Annotated in this window: 20 protein-coding genes; 14 read left to right on the top strand and 6 right to left on the bottom strand. The window is 53.8% G+C overall.

All coding sequences use genetic code 11. From position 1 onward, the window contains the following. Positions 1–428 precede the first annotated feature (428 nt). The 11 genes from rnpA to serS all read left to right on the top strand — a co-directional run bounded on the left by rnpA (position 429) and on the right by serS (position 11,352). Positions 429–779, top strand: coding sequence for a ribonuclease P protein component (gene rnpA, locus CBW42_RS07980; RefSeq protein WP_087019621.1), 351 nt, complete (start codon positions 429–431; stop codon positions 777–779). Continuing rightward, the gene (gene yidD, locus CBW42_RS07975) at positions 779–991 is read left to right on the top strand and encodes a membrane protein insertion efficiency factor YidD (RefSeq protein ID WP_087019618.1); all 213 of its coding nucleotides are present in this window, start codon (positions 779–781) and stop codon (positions 989–991) included. Before rnpA ends, yidD begins: the two co-directional genes overlap by 1 nt. 38 nt (positions 992–1,029) lie before the next feature. Then, on the top strand, positions 1,030–2,145 hold the full coding sequence (yidC, locus tag CBW42_RS07970) for a membrane protein insertase YidC (RefSeq protein ID WP_087019615.1): 1,116 nt from the start codon (positions 1,030–1,032) through the stop codon (positions 2,143–2,145). A gap of 26 nt (positions 2,146–2,171) precedes the next feature. Beyond that, positions 2,172–2,870 (top strand): RNA-binding cell elongation regulator Jag/EloR, encoded by a 699-nt coding sequence (jag, locus tag CBW42_RS07965; RefSeq protein WP_087019612.1) that lies wholly within the window; start codon positions 2,172–2,174, stop codon positions 2,868–2,870. 65 nt (positions 2,871–2,935) lie between these two features. Next, entirely contained in the window at positions 2,936–4,303 is a 1,368-nt protein-coding gene (mnmE, locus tag CBW42_RS07960; RefSeq protein WP_087019815.1) for a tRNA uridine-5-carboxymethylaminomethyl(34) synthesis GTPase MnmE, read from the top strand. Between the two features lie 543 nt (positions 4,304–4,846). Continuing rightward, positions 4,847–6,736, top strand: coding sequence for a tRNA uridine-5-carboxymethylaminomethyl(34) synthesis enzyme MnmG (gene mnmG, locus CBW42_RS07955; RefSeq protein WP_087019609.1), 1,890 nt, complete (start codon positions 4,847–4,849; stop codon positions 6,734–6,736). Further along, entirely contained in the window at positions 6,729–7,430 is a 702-nt protein-coding gene (gene rsmG / locus CBW42_RS07950) for a 16S rRNA (guanine(527)-N(7))-methyltransferase RsmG (RefSeq protein ID WP_087019606.1), read from the top strand. Before mnmG ends, rsmG begins: the two co-directional genes overlap by 8 nt. A gap of 339 nt (positions 7,431–7,769) precedes the next feature. Continuing rightward, positions 7,770–8,531, top strand: coding sequence for a ParA family protein (locus CBW42_RS07945; protein ID WP_087019603.1), 762 nt, complete (start codon positions 7,770–7,772; stop codon positions 8,529–8,531). Between the two features lie 14 nt (positions 8,532–8,545). Then, positions 8,546–9,445 carry a ParB/RepB/Spo0J family partition protein gene (locus CBW42_RS07940; protein ID WP_087019600.1) on the top strand — a complete coding sequence of 300 codons (900 nt, stop codon included), beginning with the start codon at positions 8,546–8,548 and terminating at the stop codon, positions 9,443–9,445. Positions 9,446–9,457: 12 nt separating this feature from the next. Continuing rightward, a complete protein-coding gene (locus CBW42_RS07935) occupies positions 9,458–10,018 on the top strand; it encodes a coiled-coil domain-containing protein (protein ID WP_087019599.1) in 561 nt (186 codons plus the stop codon). Between the two features lie 62 nt (positions 10,019–10,080). Further along, positions 10,081–11,352: a serine--tRNA ligase gene (serS, locus tag CBW42_RS07930; protein WP_087019596.1), complete on the top strand. Its 1,272-nt coding sequence runs from the start codon at positions 10,081–10,083 to the stop codon at positions 11,350–11,352. A 54-nt stretch (positions 11,353–11,406) separates the two neighbouring features. Here serS and CBW42_RS07925 read toward each other — a convergent pair whose 3' ends face one another. The 4 genes from CBW42_RS07925 to CBW42_RS07910 all read right to left on the bottom strand — a co-directional run bounded on the left by CBW42_RS07925 (position 11,407) and on the right by CBW42_RS07910 (position 15,097). Next, positions 11,407–12,756, bottom strand: coding sequence for a peptidoglycan-binding protein (locus CBW42_RS07925; protein ID WP_087019592.1), 1,350 nt, complete (start codon positions 12,754–12,756; stop codon positions 11,407–11,409). Beyond that, the gene (locus CBW42_RS07920; protein ID WP_087019589.1) at positions 12,757–13,155 is read right to left on the bottom strand and encodes a hypothetical protein; all 399 of its coding nucleotides are present in this window, start codon (positions 13,153–13,155) and stop codon (positions 12,757–12,759) included. A gap of 124 nt (positions 13,156–13,279) precedes the next feature. Beyond that, positions 13,280–14,014 (bottom strand): hypothetical protein, encoded by a 735-nt coding sequence (locus CBW42_RS07915; protein WP_087019586.1) that lies wholly within the window; start codon positions 14,012–14,014, stop codon positions 13,280–13,282. A 15-nt stretch (positions 14,015–14,029) separates the two neighbouring features. Continuing rightward, positions 14,030–15,097: a hypothetical protein gene (locus CBW42_RS07910; RefSeq protein ID WP_087019583.1), complete on the bottom strand. Its 1,068-nt coding sequence runs from the start codon at positions 15,095–15,097 to the stop codon at positions 14,030–14,032. Positions 15,098–15,291: 194 nt separating this feature from the next. Between CBW42_RS07910 and CBW42_RS07905 the strand changes: the two genes are divergently transcribed. Beyond that, positions 15,292–15,543, top strand: a complete 252-nt coding sequence (locus tag CBW42_RS07905; protein ID WP_242969824.1) for a helix-turn-helix domain-containing protein — start codon at positions 15,292–15,294, stop codon at positions 15,541–15,543. 214 nt (positions 15,544–15,757) lie between these two features. Here the strand turns inward: CBW42_RS07905 and CBW42_RS07900 are convergent, their stop codons facing one another. Further along, positions 15,758–16,429 carry a hypothetical protein gene (locus CBW42_RS07900; protein ID WP_087019579.1) on the bottom strand — a complete coding sequence of 224 codons (672 nt, stop codon included), beginning with the start codon at positions 16,427–16,429 and terminating at the stop codon, positions 15,758–15,760. Positions 16,430–16,617: 188 nt separating this feature from the next. Then, positions 16,618–17,085 carry a heme-binding protein gene (locus CBW42_RS07895; protein WP_087019574.1) on the bottom strand — a complete coding sequence of 156 codons (468 nt, stop codon included), beginning with the start codon at positions 17,083–17,085 and terminating at the stop codon, positions 16,618–16,620. 381 nt (positions 17,086–17,466) lie between these two features. On the opposite strand from CBW42_RS07895, the gene CBW42_RS07890 reads away from it, so the two are divergent. Continuing rightward, entirely contained in the window at positions 17,467–18,975 is a 1,509-nt protein-coding gene (locus tag CBW42_RS07890) for a polysaccharide deacetylase family protein (protein ID WP_087019570.1), read from the top strand. A gap of 152 nt (positions 18,976–19,127) precedes the next feature. After that, complete coding sequence (locus CBW42_RS07885) at positions 19,128–19,400, top strand: hypothetical protein (RefSeq protein WP_087019565.1); 273 nt, start codon at positions 19,128–19,130, stop codon at positions 19,398–19,400. Positions 19,401–19,530: the final 130 nt, after the last annotated feature.

Here is a 19,530-nt window from a genome sequence, read left to right as displayed (position 1 = left end):
CGTCCGTCTGTCCGCCCCAATGCCGCACAAGTAGAGTTTGTGGTGAGATTGGAAAGGTTTTGCTTTTCCGGGGATTTACAGATATTCCGGTTAGTCTCTCTCATGAGGGAGATGTTTTTGCCGCGAAGCGCGAAAACAGAGGGAAGATTCTCTATGATTCCGGAAAAGCCTGACACGAACAGATCATGGACCGCTTTGCGGTCCATTTCTGTTATACACAGGATTATCCTTTGAGTATAACAGAACGGCGTAATTACAATTCGGATGGGTCGTGCGCCGGAAATGATGTAAAACGGCCTGTCAGCTCCGGCAGAAAAAGGATGAGCCGGAGAGGAACGTGTACGCCCTTGTTTCCATGCGTGCGGGTATAGTTTTGGGAAACAGGGCGGGCGTTCCGCAGTACGGAACAACATAAAGGAAGTCGGGCGATGAAAAACACCTTAAAGGAAAACCGCGATTTTCGCAGGCTGTATGCCAGAGGGCGCTCCGCGTCCTCCGACTGCCTGGTGGTTTATGCGCTGCGCAATAAGTACGGCGAAGGACGGCTGGGCATTACGGTGGGCGTGAAACTTGGAAGCGCAGTCCGGCGCAACCGGGTCAAGCGCGTCATCCGCGAAATTTACCGCCTGCACAAGGATGAACTCCGCCCCAATACAGACCTCGTGGTTGTCGCGCGCCACCGCGCCGTCACCGCGTCGTATGCACAGATGGAACGCGCATTCCTGCGCTGTATCGCACAGCTGGGGCTGAACCGGACGAAAGAAGGAAAACCATCATGATGAAGCGCATCATGCTTGCCTGTATTCGTTTTTACCGTTCCGCAATTTCGCCTTACACGAGGCCATGCTGCCGTTATAATCCGACCTGCTCCGCCTATGCAATGGAGGCAATTGAAAAATACGGCGCGCTTCGCGGGGGCTGGCTCGCAGTGAAACGACTGCTGCGCTGCCATCCGTTTTCGCACCATAGTCCGTATGACCCGGTGCCCTGACGGAAAAATGCACTTTTAAACCCAATTTGGAGGATCAAATGGGAGATTTTTTTGGAATTATTCTAATCAGGCCGCTTGGTCTGATCCTGATGGGGATCTTTTCACTTGTTAAGAATTACGGTGTCGCACTGATCCTGTTCACCCTGCTTGTCAAGCTGATTCTTCTGCCGTTTATGTATAAGCAGAAGAAGAACATGAAGAAGATGAACCTGGTGCAGGCGGAATCTATGGCAATTCAGAAGCGCTACGCCAAAAACAAGGAGAAGATGAATGAAGAGATTACCAAGCTGTATGAGCGTGAGGGCGTAAACCCGACCGGCAGCTGCCTGCTCTCGTTTATCACGCTGCCGATCATGATGGCGCTGTATTACGCCGTGCGTGAGCCGATGACCTACATGATGGGTCTGGCGGACAGCACCATCGAAAAGATCGCAAATGCGCTTGGACAGACCTTCGACACCTCTTCGATTACCGCGCAGATTCAGCTCGCAAAGGCGGTCAATGACAACTGGGACAAGGTTTCTCAGTTCGCTTCTGACGGTCTGTGCCGCATTGATTTTGATTTCTTCGGCATTGACCTTTCTGCGATTCCGCAGTTCACACAGCTCAATGTGCTGTGGCTGATCCCGGTTCTTTCCGGTCTCACCGCACTGCTGTCCTCACTGGTCATGCAGAAGATGCAGAAGCTCCAGAACCCGAATGCGCAGAACAGCAATACCCAGATGAATTCGACCATGAATGCGATGCTCATCATGATGCCGCTCATGTCTGTCTGGATTGCGTTCACTCTGCCGGCATCCATGGGCGTTTACTGGGTTGTCAACAATGTATTCTCTATTGTTCAGGAAGTTGGACTTACCTGGTATATCGTCAAGTTTGACAAGGCAGTTGACGACGAGGAAACTAAGGAGCGCAAACGCCGTGAGGCTGCGCATCAGGCGAAGCTCGCAGAGCAGGAGGAAGCAAAGAAATCCGGCGTACAGACCGAATATCTCGGCGCAAAGTCGGAGAATGTTTCCAAAAAGAAGCTCAAAGCGAGAGAAGCCGAGCAGAAACGGCTGAAGGAAAAGGAAACTGCTGCCCGTGCCGCTCAGATCAAGGCGGAAAAAGAAGCCGCCCGCAGAGCCGGCCGACAGGTCGATAACGACGAATAATCTAAGGACGGGAGTAAGCAAAGTTTATGACAAAGTTTATTGAAAAACAGGCCTCTACCATTGAAGAGGCTGTTCAGCAGGCGCTGGATGAGCTGGGCATGGACCGCGACAGCGTCAGTGTAGAAGTTCTGGAAAAGGGCAAAACCGGCTTCTTCGGCATCGGCGCGGTACCGGCGCGCGTCCGTGTTTCGTATGAGGAAGCAACCCCCGCGGGCGAGGCAAAGGCGTTCGTCGATGGCCTGCTCTCCCGCATGGGCATCAATGGCGAGGCATTCCCGATGGAAGGCGAGGATGGCCAGATCATTCTCGATATCCGCGGAGAGGATATGGGTGCGGTCATCGGCCGCCGAGGCGATACGCTCGACGCAATCCAGTACCTCACCTCCCTGACCATCAACCGCGGCAAGGAGGAGCATATCCGCATTGCCATCGATACCGAGGGCTACCGCGCAAAGCGTGAGGAATCGCTCCAGCGTCTTGCACGCAAAATGGCTGGCAAGGTACTCAAGTACCATAAAAATATGACGTTAGAGCCGATGAACCCGTATGAGCGCCGCATTATCCATTCGACCTTGCAGGATTATAAGGGCGTAACCACGTATTCCACCGGCACAGAGCCCAATCGCCGTGTCGTTGTTGCGCTCGAGCGCGGTGCCAGACCGCAGCGCGGCGGCTATCGCAGAGCGCCCCGTGACCGCGACAACAGACGCAATACCGCGGAGTAAAAATATCCAGTAATTCCCCCGCTGGCGGGAGGGATTACATATCATGAATGGAAATGAGGTATGATATGAGCACGACCATTGCCGCAATCGCGACAGGGCCTGCTGCCGGACCGATTGGCATTATCCGCGTGTCCGGACCTCAAACCCTTGCGATTGCAGACCGGATTTTTACCCCGCAGGGCGGCGGTGCGCTGTCTGAGCGCCCGAGCCGCCTGCTCACCTATGGCGCGCTGCATGCGCGCGATGGAAAAGTCATCGACCATTGCCTGTGCTGTGTCATGCATGCGCCCAACTCGTATACCGGTGAGGACATGGCGGAAATCCAGTGCCATGGCTCCCCTGCTATCCTGTCGGAGACACTTGCCGCGCTGTTTGCCAACGGCGCACAGCAGGCAGGGCCGGGCGAGTTTACGCAGCGCGCTTTTCTCGCGGGCAAAATGGATCTGTCCGGTGCGGAAGCCGTCCATGACCTTGTCACGGCAGCGACCGCACAGGCGGCAGAAAATGCGGCGGCACAGATGGACGGCGCAGTCGGCTCGCGCATCCGCGAGATCCGGCAGTGTCTGGTTGATCTGGTCGCGGAATTTCTCGCCGTGGTCGATTATCCGGATGAGGAAATCGATTCCAATCTGTTTGACCATGCGTGCGAAATTCTGCACAACGCAACCCGTGCACTCTATGACCTGGCGGAGACCTATGAACGCGGGCGCATCCTGCGCGAAGGCATCCCCTGTGCGATTCTCGGCCGCCCGAACGCCGGAAAATCATCGCTGCTCAATGCCCTTGCGGGCTTTGACCGCGCGATTGTCACCAGCGTGCCGGGCACGACGCGCGATGTGATTGAGGAAACCATCCGCATCGGCGTGGTTGTGCTGCATCTGTTTGATACGGCGGGTCTGCGCGATACACAGGACCCGGTCGAGAAAATTGGCATCGACCGCGCGATGAAGCAGGCGCAGGCATCTGCGCTCATTCTGGCGGTGTTCGATTCCAGCGATGATATTTCGGACGATGACCTGATGGTCATCGCCCGCACACACGGCAAGCGCACGATTGCGGTGCTCAACAAGAGCGACCTGCCGTCCGCGCTGGATGTGGCGACCATCCGCCGCCATTTTGAGCATGTCATTGCGGTCAGCGCCAAGACCGGCGAGGGCCTCAAGGAGCTGTACGACCTGATTCCTCGGGTTGTCGGCATGGATGGCATGTCTTATGATGGCAGCATTATCACGAATGCCCGTCAGGCAGCAGCACTGGTGCGCGCAGCCGAGCGCTGTGAAGCCGCGTTTGTCGCGGCGCAGCTCGGCATGACACCGGATGCGGTTGTCATGGATGCCGAGGGCGCGATTGCCGCACTCGGGGAAATCACCGGACAGGCGGTGCGCGACGACATTGTTGCGACAATTTTTGACAAATTCTGTGTGGGAAAATAACCGAACCTGCCGCCATTCCGGATGGAGCGATCTGTCCGGAATGGCGTTTTTTCCGAGCTTTTTGACAAAGACCGACCGCACTCCCCTTTGCGTATGGTTATGGGTTTTGCACATTTTACACAGAGTTATCAACAGGATAACCCGCTGATACGGCTTCGGCATTTGGGGAATGTGCAAAAAAATTGGATTGGATTTCCGTCAATTTGACGAAAACTATCCACAGATTTATCCACAGCTGTGGATAATCGATTGCTCCGCAATGGTTCACGCAGTCCAAGGGATTTTTCAGAGGTGAGCGATGCCGGTGGCATGCGAGCGCAGCGAGAGTGAGGCTCTGTCCCAATATAACGTCTGTACAGAGAGATAATGGATGTCGCCAGCCACACAAACGCTTTCCGTCTTCGACGCGCTGCGCCGAAGACACTTCCCTCCCGCTGGGAGACTTTTGGGGGCGGCGATGGAACGAATCTCTCAGATGGGGTTTTACAAAAAGTATAATTAAAATATAAATATACAAATTATGATAGAAAGGAGCGTGTTCAGATGCTATTTCAGGCAGGAAATTTTGACGTCGCCGTGATCGGCGCGGGTCATGCGGGCATTGAAGCTGCCCTCGCCTGTGCCCGGCTGGGATTACAGACCGTAATTTTTTCCATCAATCTGGATGCGGTCGGCAATATGCCGTGCAATCCCGCCATCGGCGGCACGGCAAAGGGTCATCTGGTGCGTGAAATCGATGCGCTGGGCGGTGAGATGGCGCGCGCGGCAGATGCCGCATGCATTCAGTACCGCCTGCTCAACCGCGGCAAGGGCCCGGCTGTGCATTCCCTGCGCGCGCAGGCCGACCGTTCGGCGTACCGCCAGTATATGAAGCATGTGCTCGAGCAGCAGCCGAATTTGATGCTCAAGCAGGCGGAAATTGTCGAAATTACGCATGAAAATAACGCCGTCACCGGTGTCACCACGCGAACCGGTGCGCATTACAGTGCAAGGGCGGTGATCTGTGCGACCGGTACCTATTTACAGGGACGCATCATCATCGGAGATATGTTCTATGACGGCGGCCCGGACGGCATGTTCGCCGCACTCGGACTGACCGATTCCCTGCGCGGCATGGGTCTCAATCTCATGCGCTTCAAAACCGGTACGCCGCCGCGCGTCAACCGCCGCAGCATTGATTTTACCGGCCTTGAGGTGCAGCAGGGCGAAGAAAACTGCATTCCATTTTCGTTTGAAACGGAGCATGCACCGGAAAACCGTGCGGTATGCCACCTGACGTATACCAACGCACAGACACACGAGGTCATCCGAAAAAATCTTGACCGCTCTCCCCTGTATTCCGGCAAGGTCGAGGGCATCGGCCCGCGTTACTGCCCGTCGATTGAGGACAAGGTGGTTCGATTTGCCGACAAGCCGCGCCACCAGCTGTTTATCGAGCCGATGGGGCTGGATACAGAGGAGATGTACATTCAGGGCTTTTCCTCCTCCATGCCGGAGGATGTTCAGCTCGAAATGATCCACACCATCAAGGGTCTGGAGCATGCCGAGGTCATGCGCCCGGCCTATGCCATTGAATATGACTGCATCGACCCGCTGGAGCTCAAGCCGACGCTGGAGACCAAGAAGATTTCCGGTCTGTACGGTGCGGGACAGTTCAACGGCTCCTCCGGCTATGAAGAAGCGGGCGCACAGGGTCTCGTCGCAGGCATCAATGCCGCGCTCAAGCTCAAGGGTGAGCCGCCGATGATCCTCGACCGCGCGGACGGCTACATCGGCACATTGGTCGATGATCTGGTCACGCGCGGCACGAACGAGCCGTACCGCATGATGACCTCGCGCAGTGAATACCGGTTGATTCTGCGGCAGGACAACGCGGATGAGCGCTTGGTTGGTATTGGCGCACGTGTCGGGCTCAATCCCCCGGAGCGGCTGGAAGCGGTGCGCAAAAAATATGCATGTGTTCAGCGGGAAATCGACCGCGTGAGCGCAGTCAATCTGTCGCCGTCTGACGACATGCAGGCATTTTTACAGGCACACAACAGCACGCCGCTCAAGTCCGGCTGCAAGCTGGCGGATCTCATCCGACGTCCCGAACTGGGCTATGACATGCTCGCGCCGTTTGACCTGGAGCGCCCGGCGCTGCCGGACGTCATACGGGAGCAGGTCGAGATCCGCATTAAATATGAGGGCTACATCCGACGTCAGCTGCATGACGTCGAGCAGTTCCGCAAGCTGGAGGGCAGACCTCTCCCGCAGGACATCGATTACAATGAGATCACATCTCTGCGCCTGGAGGCGCGGCAGAAGCTGCAAAAAATCCGTCCGCTGAACTTTGGACAGGCATCACGCATTTCCGGCGTCAGTCCGGCGGATATCACCGCCCTGATGATTGTCACCGAAGCGATGGAAAAGGAGAAACGCAACCATGAATGAACTGCTGAAAACCGGCTTTTCCGAGATGGGGCTGTCGGTTTCCGACGCGCAGCTGGCACAGCTGAACGATTTCACGGCGCGCATGCTGGAGACCAATAAAGTGATGAACCTGACCGGCATCACCGAACCGGAGGAAATCGCAACCAAGCACCTGCTCGACTGCGCTTCCCTGCTCACCGCTGCGGATTTTTCCAAAAAATCCGTCGTGGATGTCGGCTGTGGCGCGGGATTTCCCGGTATGCCGCTGCATATCCTGTGCCCGGACTGTGAGCTGACGCTGCTCGATTCCCTGCGCAAACGCATTCTTTTTCTCCAGTCGTGCATCGACGGCATGGGTCTCACCCACATCGAAGCTGTGCATGCGCGTGCGGAGGAATTTGCCGCAGCGCACCGCGAGCATTATGATTTTGCGGTTTCCCGCGCGGTCGCGCAGCTGAATGTGCTGGCAGAGCTGTCGCTCCCGCTGGTCAAGCCCGGCGGCATGTTTATCGCCATGAAGGGCAGGGACAGCGACGAAGAGCTTGCTGCGGCGAAAAAGGCGATTGCCGCATTGGGCGGCGAAGCGCCGCGCGTTGTGGATTATACCATTCCACACACGGATATTACGCACCGTCTGGTGTTGATTCGCAAGAAAAAGCCCACACCGAAGCAATATCCGCGCCCGTTCCGCAAGATTTCCGCGAACCCGTTATAACACCGTTCCCCGTCCATGTTTCACGTGAAACATGGACGGGGATTTACATTTTATGGAAATAACTGGAAATTATGCGTTTCACGTGAAACATTTCCCGGTGCGCACGGCACCCCGAAGAGGAAGCGGGCATTTATATAGACAGTTCGCCGATGTTTCACGTGAAACATCACAACATATCACAAAATACACACAAATAAACCACGCTGCGAGGTTGTTTCACGTGAAACATCGTGCTATAATAGAGAGGCGAAATGATGGGACGCTGCGCCGGTTTCTCCGGTATTTTGTCCCGTTTGTATCGGTTTCGCAGTTCTTGTTATCCGGAAAGGAAAGCCACGTATGGGAAAAATCATTGCGTTTGCAAATCAAAAGGGCGGCGTCGGCAAGACCACCACAGCCGTCAATCTTGCAGCTTCGCTCGCGGAACAGGGGAAAAAGGTTCTTGTGTGCGACTTCGATCCGCAGGGCAATGCGACTTCCGGATTTGGCATCGATCCCCGTTCTCTCAAAACCAGCGTGTATGAACTCACGGTCTGTGACGCGCCGGTGGAGGAAGGCATCATCAAGACCAAATGGGTGGACGTCATCGGCGCAAATGTCAATCTCGCCGGTGCGGAAATCGATTTGATTGAGCTTGACCGCCGGGAATACCGTTTGAAAATGGTGCTCGACCAGATCCGTGATGATTACGATTATATTTTTATCGACTGTCCCCCGTCACTCGGATTGCTGACACTCAATTCGCTGTGCGCCGCGGATTCATTCCTCGTGCCGCTGCAATGCGAGTATTATGCACTCGAGGGTCTGACTCAGCTGATGACGACCGTGCGCGCTGTCCAGCGCGGGCTGAATCAGGGCATCAAGATGGAGGGCGTCCTGCTGACCATGTTTGACGGCCGTACCAACCTGTCCATTCAGGTGGTCGAGGAGGTCAAGCGTCACTTCGGCAAAAAGGTATTCGCTACGGTCGTGCCGCGCAATGTGCGCCTGTCTGAGGCGCCGAGCCACGGCGAACCGATTACCGCTTATGACCGCTATTGCCGCGGGGCAGAGGCCTATATGGCGCTGGCACAGGAATTTTTGCGCAGAAATGAAGCGTAAGGAGGGAGAGGCGCATGGCAAATAAAAGTTTGGGACGCGGGCTTTCCGCCCTGTTCGGTGAGGAAAACCTCGACCCGGCAATTCCGCCGACGAGCGCGGAGCCGGTGAAGCCGAAGAACGGCTTCCGCAATATCCCGCTGCGGCGCATTGAACCGAACCGCGCACAGCCGCGCCGTGAGTTCGATGAGAAATCGTTGCAGGAGCTGGAAAACAGCATCCGCATTCATGGCGTGCTCGCGCCCATTACCGTCCGTCAGGGCGACAACGGGTATTACCAGATTGTCGCAGGGGAGCGCCGCTGGCGCGCTGCCAGACGCGCCGGGCTGGACACCATTCCGGCTATGGTCATCGATGCCGACGACCGCACGATGATGGAGCTTGCGCTGATCGAAAACTTGCAGCGTGAAGACCTCAATCCGCTGGAAGAGGCGGAGGGCTACCGCGCCCTGATCGACCAGTTCGGTCTCAAGCAGGACACGGTTGCAGAGCGCGTCGGGCGTTCGCGTTCCGCGGTCGCCAACAGTCTGCGCCTGTTGTCGCTCAGCGATGAGGTGCGCAGCATGGTCATCGACGGCAAGCTGTCCAGCGGACATGCGCGGGCCGTGCTCTCGATACAGGAGGAATCCAAACGGCTCGCCGCGGCGAAGACAATGGCAGATACCGGCATGTCCGTGCGGCAGGCAGAAGCGTATGCAAAAAAGCTGAATAAGCCTGCACAGGAGGATAAGCCTGTACCCGTGCCGAAGGAGTTCCAGCCGGATTATTACGCCGAATTACAACGCAAGCTGGAGGGCGCACTCGGTCGTCGCGTGCACATCGAAAACAAAAAGAACAAAGGACGGATTGAGCTGGAATATTACGGCGATGACGATCTGGAACGGCTGGTCAGTGCGCTGGCCGCTGTGATCCTTTGACGGAGGATTGCCATGAGTGAAGAAACAAAAAAGCAGAATCCCGAACCGGACAAGGCAGAGGATGATGTAACGATATATGAGGAAGCGGTGTCCATTGACCGCAGCAGACAGAAGAGCCGCAAGGTATTTGTCTTTTATATCATCGGCCTGTTCTGCGTGGCACTGGCGCTGATTCTGCTCAGCTATGTCATGCAGGCACATGCCAACCAGCAGCTCGAGGATCTGGGCGCACAGCTGACCGAACAGACCGATGCCGCCGCCGGCGCAAAGGCAAAGGCGGATCAGATGCAGGCGACCATTGACGCGATGCAGAAGCAGCTGGACGAGAGCCAGAAGGAATCCGATACGCTGAATCAGACCATCGACGAACAGAAAAAGTCGATCGATGCGCTGAACCAACTGTGGCAGCTGGAGCGCGCCTGGCAGGAGGATGACAGCGCGGCAGCCGTAACCATCATTAAGCAGATGGACAAGGCATATACACGCGCTGTCCTGACCGATCAGACAAAGGAACCGCTCATCGGCGAGGCGGCAGCGGAATATGCCGAAATCTGTACCGACCTGGGCATGTGATAGCAAGTCAATTCCATCGGGACGCCTGTGCGCCTCCGATTTGATAGAAAGGAACATGAAACGTGTTAGATGTAAAATTTATCCGTGAAAACGTGGAAAAATGTAAGACGCGCCTTGCCATGCGCGGCAAGAGCTACGACGAGGAGATCGACGCGGTTCTGGCGCTTGACCAGCAGCGCCGCGACATCATCGGCAAGGTTGAGACGATGAAGGCGGAGCAGAATAAAGTATCCAAATCTATCCCGAAGCTGAAGAAGGCAGGCGAGGATGTCACCGCGGTTCTGGCGGAGATGAAGGAACTGAGCCAGGGCATCAAGGAACTGGATGCACAGCGCACGGAGGTAGAGGAAAAGCTGCATGATACGCTGCTGACCATTCCGAATGTACCGGCTGACCAGGTACCGGAAGGTGCAGATGATACCTTCAATCCGGAGCTGCGCCGCTGGAGCGAGCCGAGACAGTTCGATTTTGAGCCGAAGGCACATTGGGATATCGGCAAGGATCTGGGTATTCTTGACCCGGAGACCGCTGCAAAGGTCACCGGCAGCCGCTTCCATTTCTACAAGGGCATGGGCGCACGCCTGGAGCGCGCGGTCATCAACTACTTCCTCAACACGCATACCGAGAACGGCTATACGGAGATTCTGCCGCCGTTTATTGCAAATGCCGCTTCGATGACCGGCACCGGCCAGCTGCCGAAGTTTGCAGAGGATATGTACCATCTGGAGAATACCGATCAGTACCTCATCCCGACGGCAGAGGTACCGGTTACCAATATGTACCGCGATGACATTATTCCGGCGGAGGCACTGCCGGTTCGCTATGCAGCCTATTCCGCCTGCTTCCGCGGCGAGGCGGGTGCAGCCGGACGCGATGCGCGCGGCCTGATCCGTCAGCATCAGTTCAACAAGGTTGAGTTGGTCAACTTCACCGCACCGGAGGATTCGTGGAATCAGCTGGAAAACCTGACCCATGAGGCAGAGCTTGTCTTGCAGGGTCTCGGCCTGCCGTACCGTGTTGTCATGCTGTGCACCGGCGATGTCGGCTTCAGCTCTGCCTGCACCTATGACATCGAGGTATGGATGCCGTCCTATGGCCGTTATGTCGAGATTTCTTCCTGCTCGAACTTCCTCGATTACCAGGCACGCCGTGCAAATATCCGTTGCCGCAACGAGAAGGGCAAGCCGCAGTATGCGCACACCCTGAACGGTTCCGGCGTTGCGGTTGGACGTACAGTTGCTGCGATTCTGGAAAACTACCAGAATGCGGACGGTTCGGTTACCATCCCGGAGGCGCTGCGCGGCTTTATGGGCACCGATGTCATCGGCAAGTAAACCGTATCATTCAGAACAAAACAGAAGGCAGCATCCCGCGGGATGCTGCCTTTTTTACTGTCCGGCCTGATTTATGCTGTTGGCAGTCAACTCGATATAATAAAACACCAGCGGGTTGACGTTGCCGGTTACCGGCAGGCCAAACAACTGCTGAAAGGTCATCACTGCATCGCGTGTCATTTCCCCGTAATAGCCGGTCTGCGGGATCGGAGTGATTTGGGGATATTCCTGCGCAATGCGGTTGAGCCAGCCCTGCAAACGGGAGACATCCTCCGAGCGCGAACCGAGGACAAGCGTCTGGGTGGGCGGGAGCACAACTGTGCTGCCGTTTGCGGGCTGAGTGCGTTCAATTTCCTCATAGGCGGACAGCAGGGCTGCCCAGGTGTTGGCGCCCACAATGCCGTCCGGTGTCAGCCCGGCATAGTTCTGGAAGGCAATCACGGCGTCCTTTGTGTTCGGCCCGAATATGCCGTCGACGGGAATCACGGGCACCTGGTCATTATATGTGCCGACGACTGACAGAAAGAACTGGAGCAGGCGGACGGCATCGCCGCGCATGCCCTCACTGAGCACATAGGGCAGTTCACGTGAAACATCCTGAAGTGTGACACCTTCGGCATTCAACTCTGCCAGCCGGAGCACGGCATTGTAGACTGAGGTGATCTGATACCAGGTGGCAGGTCCGACAATGCCGTCCGGTGTGAGGTTAAAAATGCGTTGGAATTCTTTGACGGCATTTTCCGTGCTTAGGTCAAACACGCTGTTGACCGGATAAATTTTCGGGATGGCGGGATAGTTGTTGGAGATGCGATTGAGGCGCTGTTGCATGATTTCTACGCTGACCTCGACATCGCCCAGCCGCAGCGGATGGCCGGGATAGGACTGAACCAGCGGGCGGATGGGTGCAGTCCGGATATCCAGATTATCCCCGTAATAGTGCGTGAGGATTTCATATGGCGTCATACCCTGTTCCGCCAGGTCAACGGTACCCCATTGGCTCAATCCCTCGCACTGGACACGTCTGCCGTCACAATAGGCAGCAAACAGCGGCTGAACATAGCCGGGGCGTGCCAGATACTGGTCAAAGATTTCATTGACAATGTTTGCGACATTGCCGAAAATATCGCGGTTGTTGACAAATGCCTGGTCATAGGCGGTGGAATTGGTAATGTCAAAATCATAGCCGCGTGAGCGGTACCATTCGGTATAGATGCGGTTGAGTGCAAATGAAATCTCCGCATAGATGTTGGCGCGCAGGGCATTTTCCGGCCAGGTCGGATACAGCTCACTGGAGGCTACGTTCTGAATGTATTCCAGAAAGGGCACCGTGACATTGGGTGCCGGGTCATCCGGCCGCCCGAGGTGTACCGTGATGGTTTCAGGGATATAGGGAAAATCCGGCATTTATCTTACCCCCGATCCGGTGGGCCCGAGCTCGGCGCTGTTGATGATGAGCTTTTTGCGCTGTTCGTCGACCGAGCGCGGCGGTACCATGACCACGGGAAGCGTCGTGGGGATATCGGAAAACATTGCGACATCGAGCACCGTTACCGGACGGTAATCGGGATGGTCGATATCGACACGGTAGGTGGCAAACGGCGGCACAGCTTCAGGGGAGGCATTTTCCAGCGATGGCGTTTCCAGCTGGATGGGCGGTGTGGAGCCGCTCATGTCGGTGCGTTCTGTGATGCATGGCTGCAATACGCCGTTTGCATCCGGGCAGTAAACCGTGACGGTCGCGCCGACGACGGGGAGAGCACCGCGTGCCGCGCGCGTCTGTACAATCAGGGTGCCGGTTGGCATAATCAAATCCGCTCCTTTCCTGTTCCGCAGGGGGAACAGGACATTGTATGCAGGCGGGCATAGGGGGAGAACAGAAAAAAGCACGTTCCGCATGTAGAACGTGCTTTTCAGCCGGAGCATTCGTTTATTTTTGGGTAATATAGATATTATCTACAATGATCCAGGGATTAGAAATGTCCTGACAATACGCGTACATTGTCAGGAATTTTACCTCGCTGACATCAAATTCAAATTTTACCGATGCGGCATTGTTATTCAGATTGTCTGTTGTAAAGATAGGGGTATTGTCTTCATCGCAGAATACAAGCCAGCATCGGCCGTCGCGTGGTTCTTTTTCCAGATAGATACTTCCGGAGACTGATTCATACTTCTGATCCAATTCCCAGCGTATGTAACTCTTTTCTTTATCTTTTTCCCCACAGCATAGTGTATAGCAATCCTTATGATGCCAGCCTTCCACATCTACGATATCCGATTCGTAATATGATACACTGATCATTTCATTGGAGCTGCTGCTGTATTCCGGAAGGTCGAACAGCACCAGTTGATTGCCCGTTGATCCGGTATTCTCCTCTGAAGAACTGTCGGAACCGGAAACACCATCAAGCGCAGGAATGACTTCCCGATACGAATCACCGCATTTGGAACAGGTAAATTCCTCATATCCATTTTCATCTGTTGTTGCGGCTGCATAATCTGAGCGGTGATAGTCATGGTCACAGACTGCTTTCGCACTGCCGGATGTGTCGGCGGTATTGTTGTTGTTTGTTTGGTCGACAGTTACGTTGATATCCTGTCCGGTGCATCCGCAGAGTATGCCGCACAGCAGAATACAGGGCAGCAAAAAGTGGTTTTTCATTACGTTATCGCTCCTTTATGTTCGTTGCATGATATACTGCGTGAATGCGCTCTGACAAACGGCGTGGTCGGGGCGCATGCTGATATGGTAGGTTGTCCAGTTTGGGACACGGATGCTGAATTTCAGGCAAGGCGGTTCGTATTGTGTGGTGTGATCGAAATAATCATCGAAGTCGTCTTCGCTGGTGTAGCTGGGATTATATCCATAATCGAAATAAAAACTTTCCGAAACCATGCCGTCCGTACCGTGTTCTACCATTTTGGGGCCTTCATCTGCAAACCATACGATGGAATCTTCGTAGGAATTGGAAACTGATGCAGTTACCATATAATTTTCCAAGTCAATCGAGTCAAGTTCCATCGACACGGTGTCATTGTTTAAGTAACTTGTATGGTTGTTGAGTTCATTAGTTGATTCCGTTTCCCATGTACCTGTCACATCCCATTGGAACGAATCGTTATACGTGAGCGCGTCATATGTCCAGTAGCCATAAGTCCCTTCACTGTAAAAATAATAATTCAGCGAAACTGTTCCATTATACGAACCATATGTGTTTGTGTACGATACATCATAGGTAAAGCTGGAACCGCAGATTTCTGCGGAACCGTCTTCATACGCATCGAATGACTGATCGGTTAAAGAACAGGAGTCAAAATAATAACAGTCCATTTCTGCATTTGCGGTTTTCTCCGGCAGTCCGTTCAACGGGATAATCTCCATACCGGCTGTGCCTTCCGGGTCGGTACAGCAGTTGTCCAGAATCCAACCACCCTCGTCATAATAGTTGTAAAACAAAATATAATCAGCGATATATCGATAATTTTCGTTTTCCATTGTTACGGTACAATATACTGTATCATCTTTTTCATTGGTCTGGCGCTTTTCTATGGTTATATCGGTCACATCCAGAACAAGAGGAGTTTCTTCATAGTTGTCATAGATATAAATCGTCCGGACATCTTCCGACAGATCCTCTGCCATCTGCTTTTTAGAAGGCACGGATGAGCCGCAGGCAGTCAGCCACAGAAGGCCGAGCACAGCAAGCAATCCGGCGGTAAAATCTGTTTTCCAGTTTCCTTTCATTCCCAAATCCTCCCTGTAATTATCTTACGGATCTAATTTTATCATATTTTTGGGGAAGGTAAATTTCTATATACCACATTACTCTGTACATAGTAACGTCGTAACATCTGATTATTACATTTATCAGCTTGATTTTTTCCGGAATCCCCGCGCGGTATTTTTTTTTTGCTATTATATAGTTGGGGAGGGAAGCTATGAAACCGGTTGTTTATGTCGTACATTGTTATGGTACAATCCAAATCCGTTTGAGAGAATATATGGATGCCAGGCACATCACCCGCAATGCGCTTGCCCGTGCGGTGAACACCCGCTTTGAAGTGATTGACAAATGGTATCAGGGGCATGTCGAGAAGATTGACGCGGATGTACTCGCGCGGATTTGCTTTGTCATGGGCTGCACGCCCGGCGATCTGATCCGCTATGTGCCGAATGAAGAAGAAAAATAAAACATGCGCTCTGAATCAGCACAAAGCCGGTTCTGGGCGCATGTTTGTTTTATCAGAGAAATCCGGGCGGCTCATTTCCGCCAACAGTCTATGTTTTGAATCGCAGCGGAAAATCGAGTCATTGTTGGCGCGCTCTGTGAGATCTGGTATCTGATGATGGGCACACCATAACGGTAGGCGATTCTTTTTCTGAAACAGCGTGAGGTATGCGGTCTTATTGATCTGCCGCGGATTCGCGCGCGAGCAGGTATAATTTTTGTGAATCACAGCATATCATGAACAGGTAGTCCTCATAAGAGGCGATGGCATAGGTGGTTTCGCTGTCGCCGCTTTTGACTGTAACGCATGTGCCGCAATCGCCCTGCTCTATCGTGTAGTCAGATGTCTCATCGAAGGCGTGCAGCTTGCCGTCAGCGGAAAAACTCATTGTGGAATCTTTGTCATAGACATCAATCCATTCGCCCTGAATGGATTCCGCATCGACTGCATCGCGGCCATCGCGCACGTAATACAGTTCTGCGTGATCCTTTGCGGAATAGGCAATCATGACATCCTGCAGGACAGCGGCCGTAATTGCCTCATCGCCGTTGTCTGCGGTACAGGTGACATATTCCACGTTGTCAAACAGCTGGGCAAGGCTGAAGTCGGCACTTTCTGCGACATAAGCAAAGGTACCGGTGCGGTTGTTCTTTGTGTGGTCAACATAGGTGCCGTCTTCGTTGAAGTCGAGAGGCGAACCGGCGGGGGAAACCCACGTGCCGGTAACCGGTGTATCCGGCGTGACGGATTCCGGTTTCTCCGGTTCGGGAGCGACCGACATACAGCCGCACAGCATGCCCATGGCCATGGCACAGACAGCCAGGACAGAAACAATTCGTTTTTTCATGTGATCTCCTTCTTTTGTTGTATGGGATAATTCAGGACGGCAGTACAGCGGCAGGGGTCAGGAGAGCCGGTGCACATTGCCTGCTTCATTATAACGGACAGGCGGGCGGGATTCAACTGTTTCCGCCGGATACATTACAGAAAAAGGGGTGCATCGAATTCGATGCACCCGATGGAATGGGCATATCATTACTGCTTTTCTGCCAGCAGACGTTTCATAGCGGTTGTGACAATGGCATGGTCATCCAGATGATTCGGCTCACCGGAAACACAGACGGAACCAATGACACCGGTTCCCTTGAGGATAATCGGCATGCCGCCGCCGCCCGGTGCGAAATCATCCGGATTCAGCTTGCGGCTCTCCAGTGTCTCGCCGTTTTCTTCCAGCCAGCAGCCGAAACGCAGGGAAGCCATCTGCATCAGCTCCACTGCATTGCGCTTGCGCTCCAGCCACAGCTCACTGTCCGGCAGGGCGCCGTCCTGGAAATACCGATAAACGACAAGGCCATTGATGACAATTTCTGTCGCAAGCGGTGCGGGATACTTTGCGGATTCTTCGTTAATCAGCCCGCCCAGACGGAAGGCATCCGCACGGGAAAAAGAGGAAAAGGTAAGTTCCTGTTCCAGAGCCAGAAGGGATTCATTGGTGATGGACATAATCAGTACCGCCTTTCAATACAAATAGTATAAAAGTATATTGATAATACAATATAAAACATCCGGGAGAAGGACGTTCCACCTTGTATCGCCATGGTATCATGTGTCCGGACGATTGTAAAGGCTGAATTTATGCGCAATTTGAGCAGAAAATCACAATAAGATACACAGACAGAAGCGAGGCTTTTTGTACTATAGGCGACAGGAAAACCATTGGGATGGAAAAAGGGAAAGAAATATGGGAAATTTGTCGAAATTCATTGCTTTTTATGACAGAGTTGGCTATAATAGACAACGATTGGAGCAGGAAAACTGACACCTTTGGGGAATCAGAATCGTTTGTCTGATATAGAAAATCGACAGAGAGGAGTTTGCACGATCATGGAACATGAGTTTGAACCGGACAAGGATAAAAAGCATCAGCAGGCACAGGACAGTCTGAATGACCTGCAGCGCGTGCTGGAACAGATAAAAACGGATGAGACGAAACAGCCGGACAATGAGCCGGCGCCGGAAGAACCGACTGCACAGGATGAGCCTGTACAGCCGCAGGAGGAAGCAGAACCGGAGGAGGCTTCGGCAGAAGCTGCTGCGGAGCAACCGGAGCAGGCAGATGTCGAACAGATGCAGCGGGAAGCGATTCTCGACGGACAGGCCAAACGCCGCCATCCGGAGCAGGCAGATGTCGAACAGATGCAGCGGGAAGCGATTCTCGACGGACAGGCCAAACGCCGCCATCCGGATCAGCCTGCCGCTACCGTACATCTGGACAAGAAGCATGCGACAAAGAAAGCAGGCACAAAGCAGGCTGGCCAAAAGCCCGCAGCCGCGAAGAAGGGAAAAAACAGCAAGGCACGTGCGGCACGCCGCCGCAAAAAGCGCCTGATGCGCCTTGGCACGATCGTTGTTGTGCTGCTCGTTGCCATTGTTCTGGTTGTTTCCGCAGTCAAAGCGGTGACAGGCAGGGGAAATTCCACAGCGCAAGGTTCGGGTATTTCCACCGAAGCACCGGAGAAGAAGGATGACCGTCCCGCAAGCCAGCAGGAATCCGAACAGTATCAAAAGATTAAGGACGACACATCGCTGCCGGCGTATGCGCTCGAATATCCGGGCCTGTATTCCGATGCTGTGAGCAAGCCGAACAAGGAGAGCGAGGAAAAGGTCTGCTATATGACCTTTGACGACGGCCCGTCCTCGACCAATACACCGGGCATTCTCGATGTACTCAAGGAGAAGGGTGTCAAAGCTACCTTCTTCATTGTCACCAGTGAGATTGACGGCAATGAGGATATCATCAAGCGCATTGTCGATGAGGGTCACACGCTGTGCATTCATGCGAACGATCACGACTACGGTCAACTGTATGCTTCGACAGAGGGATATCTCAACGATTTTGCCGCTGCATATGATAAAATTTATGATTTGACCGGCTACCGTGTTCAGGGCTTCCGTTTCCCGGGCGGCAGCAACAACTCGGTGATGCAGCGCCATGGCACCTATGATGCCATTGTCAGTGAAATGACGCGCCGCGGCTTTGAATATTACGATTGGAATTCCTATGCACATGATGCGGAAAACGGCAATTATACCGTTGCACAGATGGTGGATTATGCGGTCAGTGAGGTCAGCGGCAGCTCGCGCAATGACGTCATCCTGCTCATGCATGACACCTATGGAAAGGAAAAGACGGTAGAAGCACTTCCGTCAATCATTGATAAACTGAAGGACTCGGGCATTGATATGCTTCCAATTACCAACTCCACCCGTCCGGTACATTTTGAGGTGGATGAAACCACTCCGTCGGATATGCCGGAAGAGGACAGCAGCTCTGACAGCTCAGACAGCGGGGACACCTCCGATTCGGAGGACAATGATACATCCGAAAACTGATCTATATGCACGGAGCCTGCCGCATGCGATGCCATGCGGCAGGTTTTTTTATTTGTCCACAGCGCGGAAAGAAATCAACCTGTACAAATGATATCCAGCTGTTAATATTACCTTTAGTATACTGAAATAATAATTTTACGAAAGGTGATACCATGATTTTTTGCAAGAGAAGAAGCTGTCCGGCGCGACAGGTCACGGAATTCAACATGCAGCTCAGCGGGCTGAAATGGAAGGTAAAAAATTTCACCGGCGGAGAGATCTATGTTTCGCTCGGCGCATATGATGAGGTCAACAATGTGCGCATTGCGCCGGGAGCATATGATATCCTGATCGACCGCGATCCACAGACCGCTACGCGCCGCACCTCGCGGCTGATCCAGGTGTATGCCGAAGCAGAGGGCGAGGTGGAAGTGATGTATGCGTGACATCTCCGCTTTATTGTTTCCGTCTTCGGCGCTGTGCGCCGGCAGCCGATTGGCGCAATGATTCCGTGTAATTGGATATTTTCAATTGTGCGCGTCTGGGGTATAATAAAAGAATCACAAAAACCCTGAG

It is taken from the genome of Butyricicoccus porcorum (assembly GCF_002157465.1).
Classification (GTDB): Bacteria; Bacillota; Clostridia; order Oscillospirales; family Butyricicoccaceae; genus Butyricicoccus_A; species Butyricicoccus_A porcorum.
The sequence above is the reverse complement of the archived record's forward strand: the minus strand, read 5'-3'. Positions and strand labels throughout refer to the sequence as shown.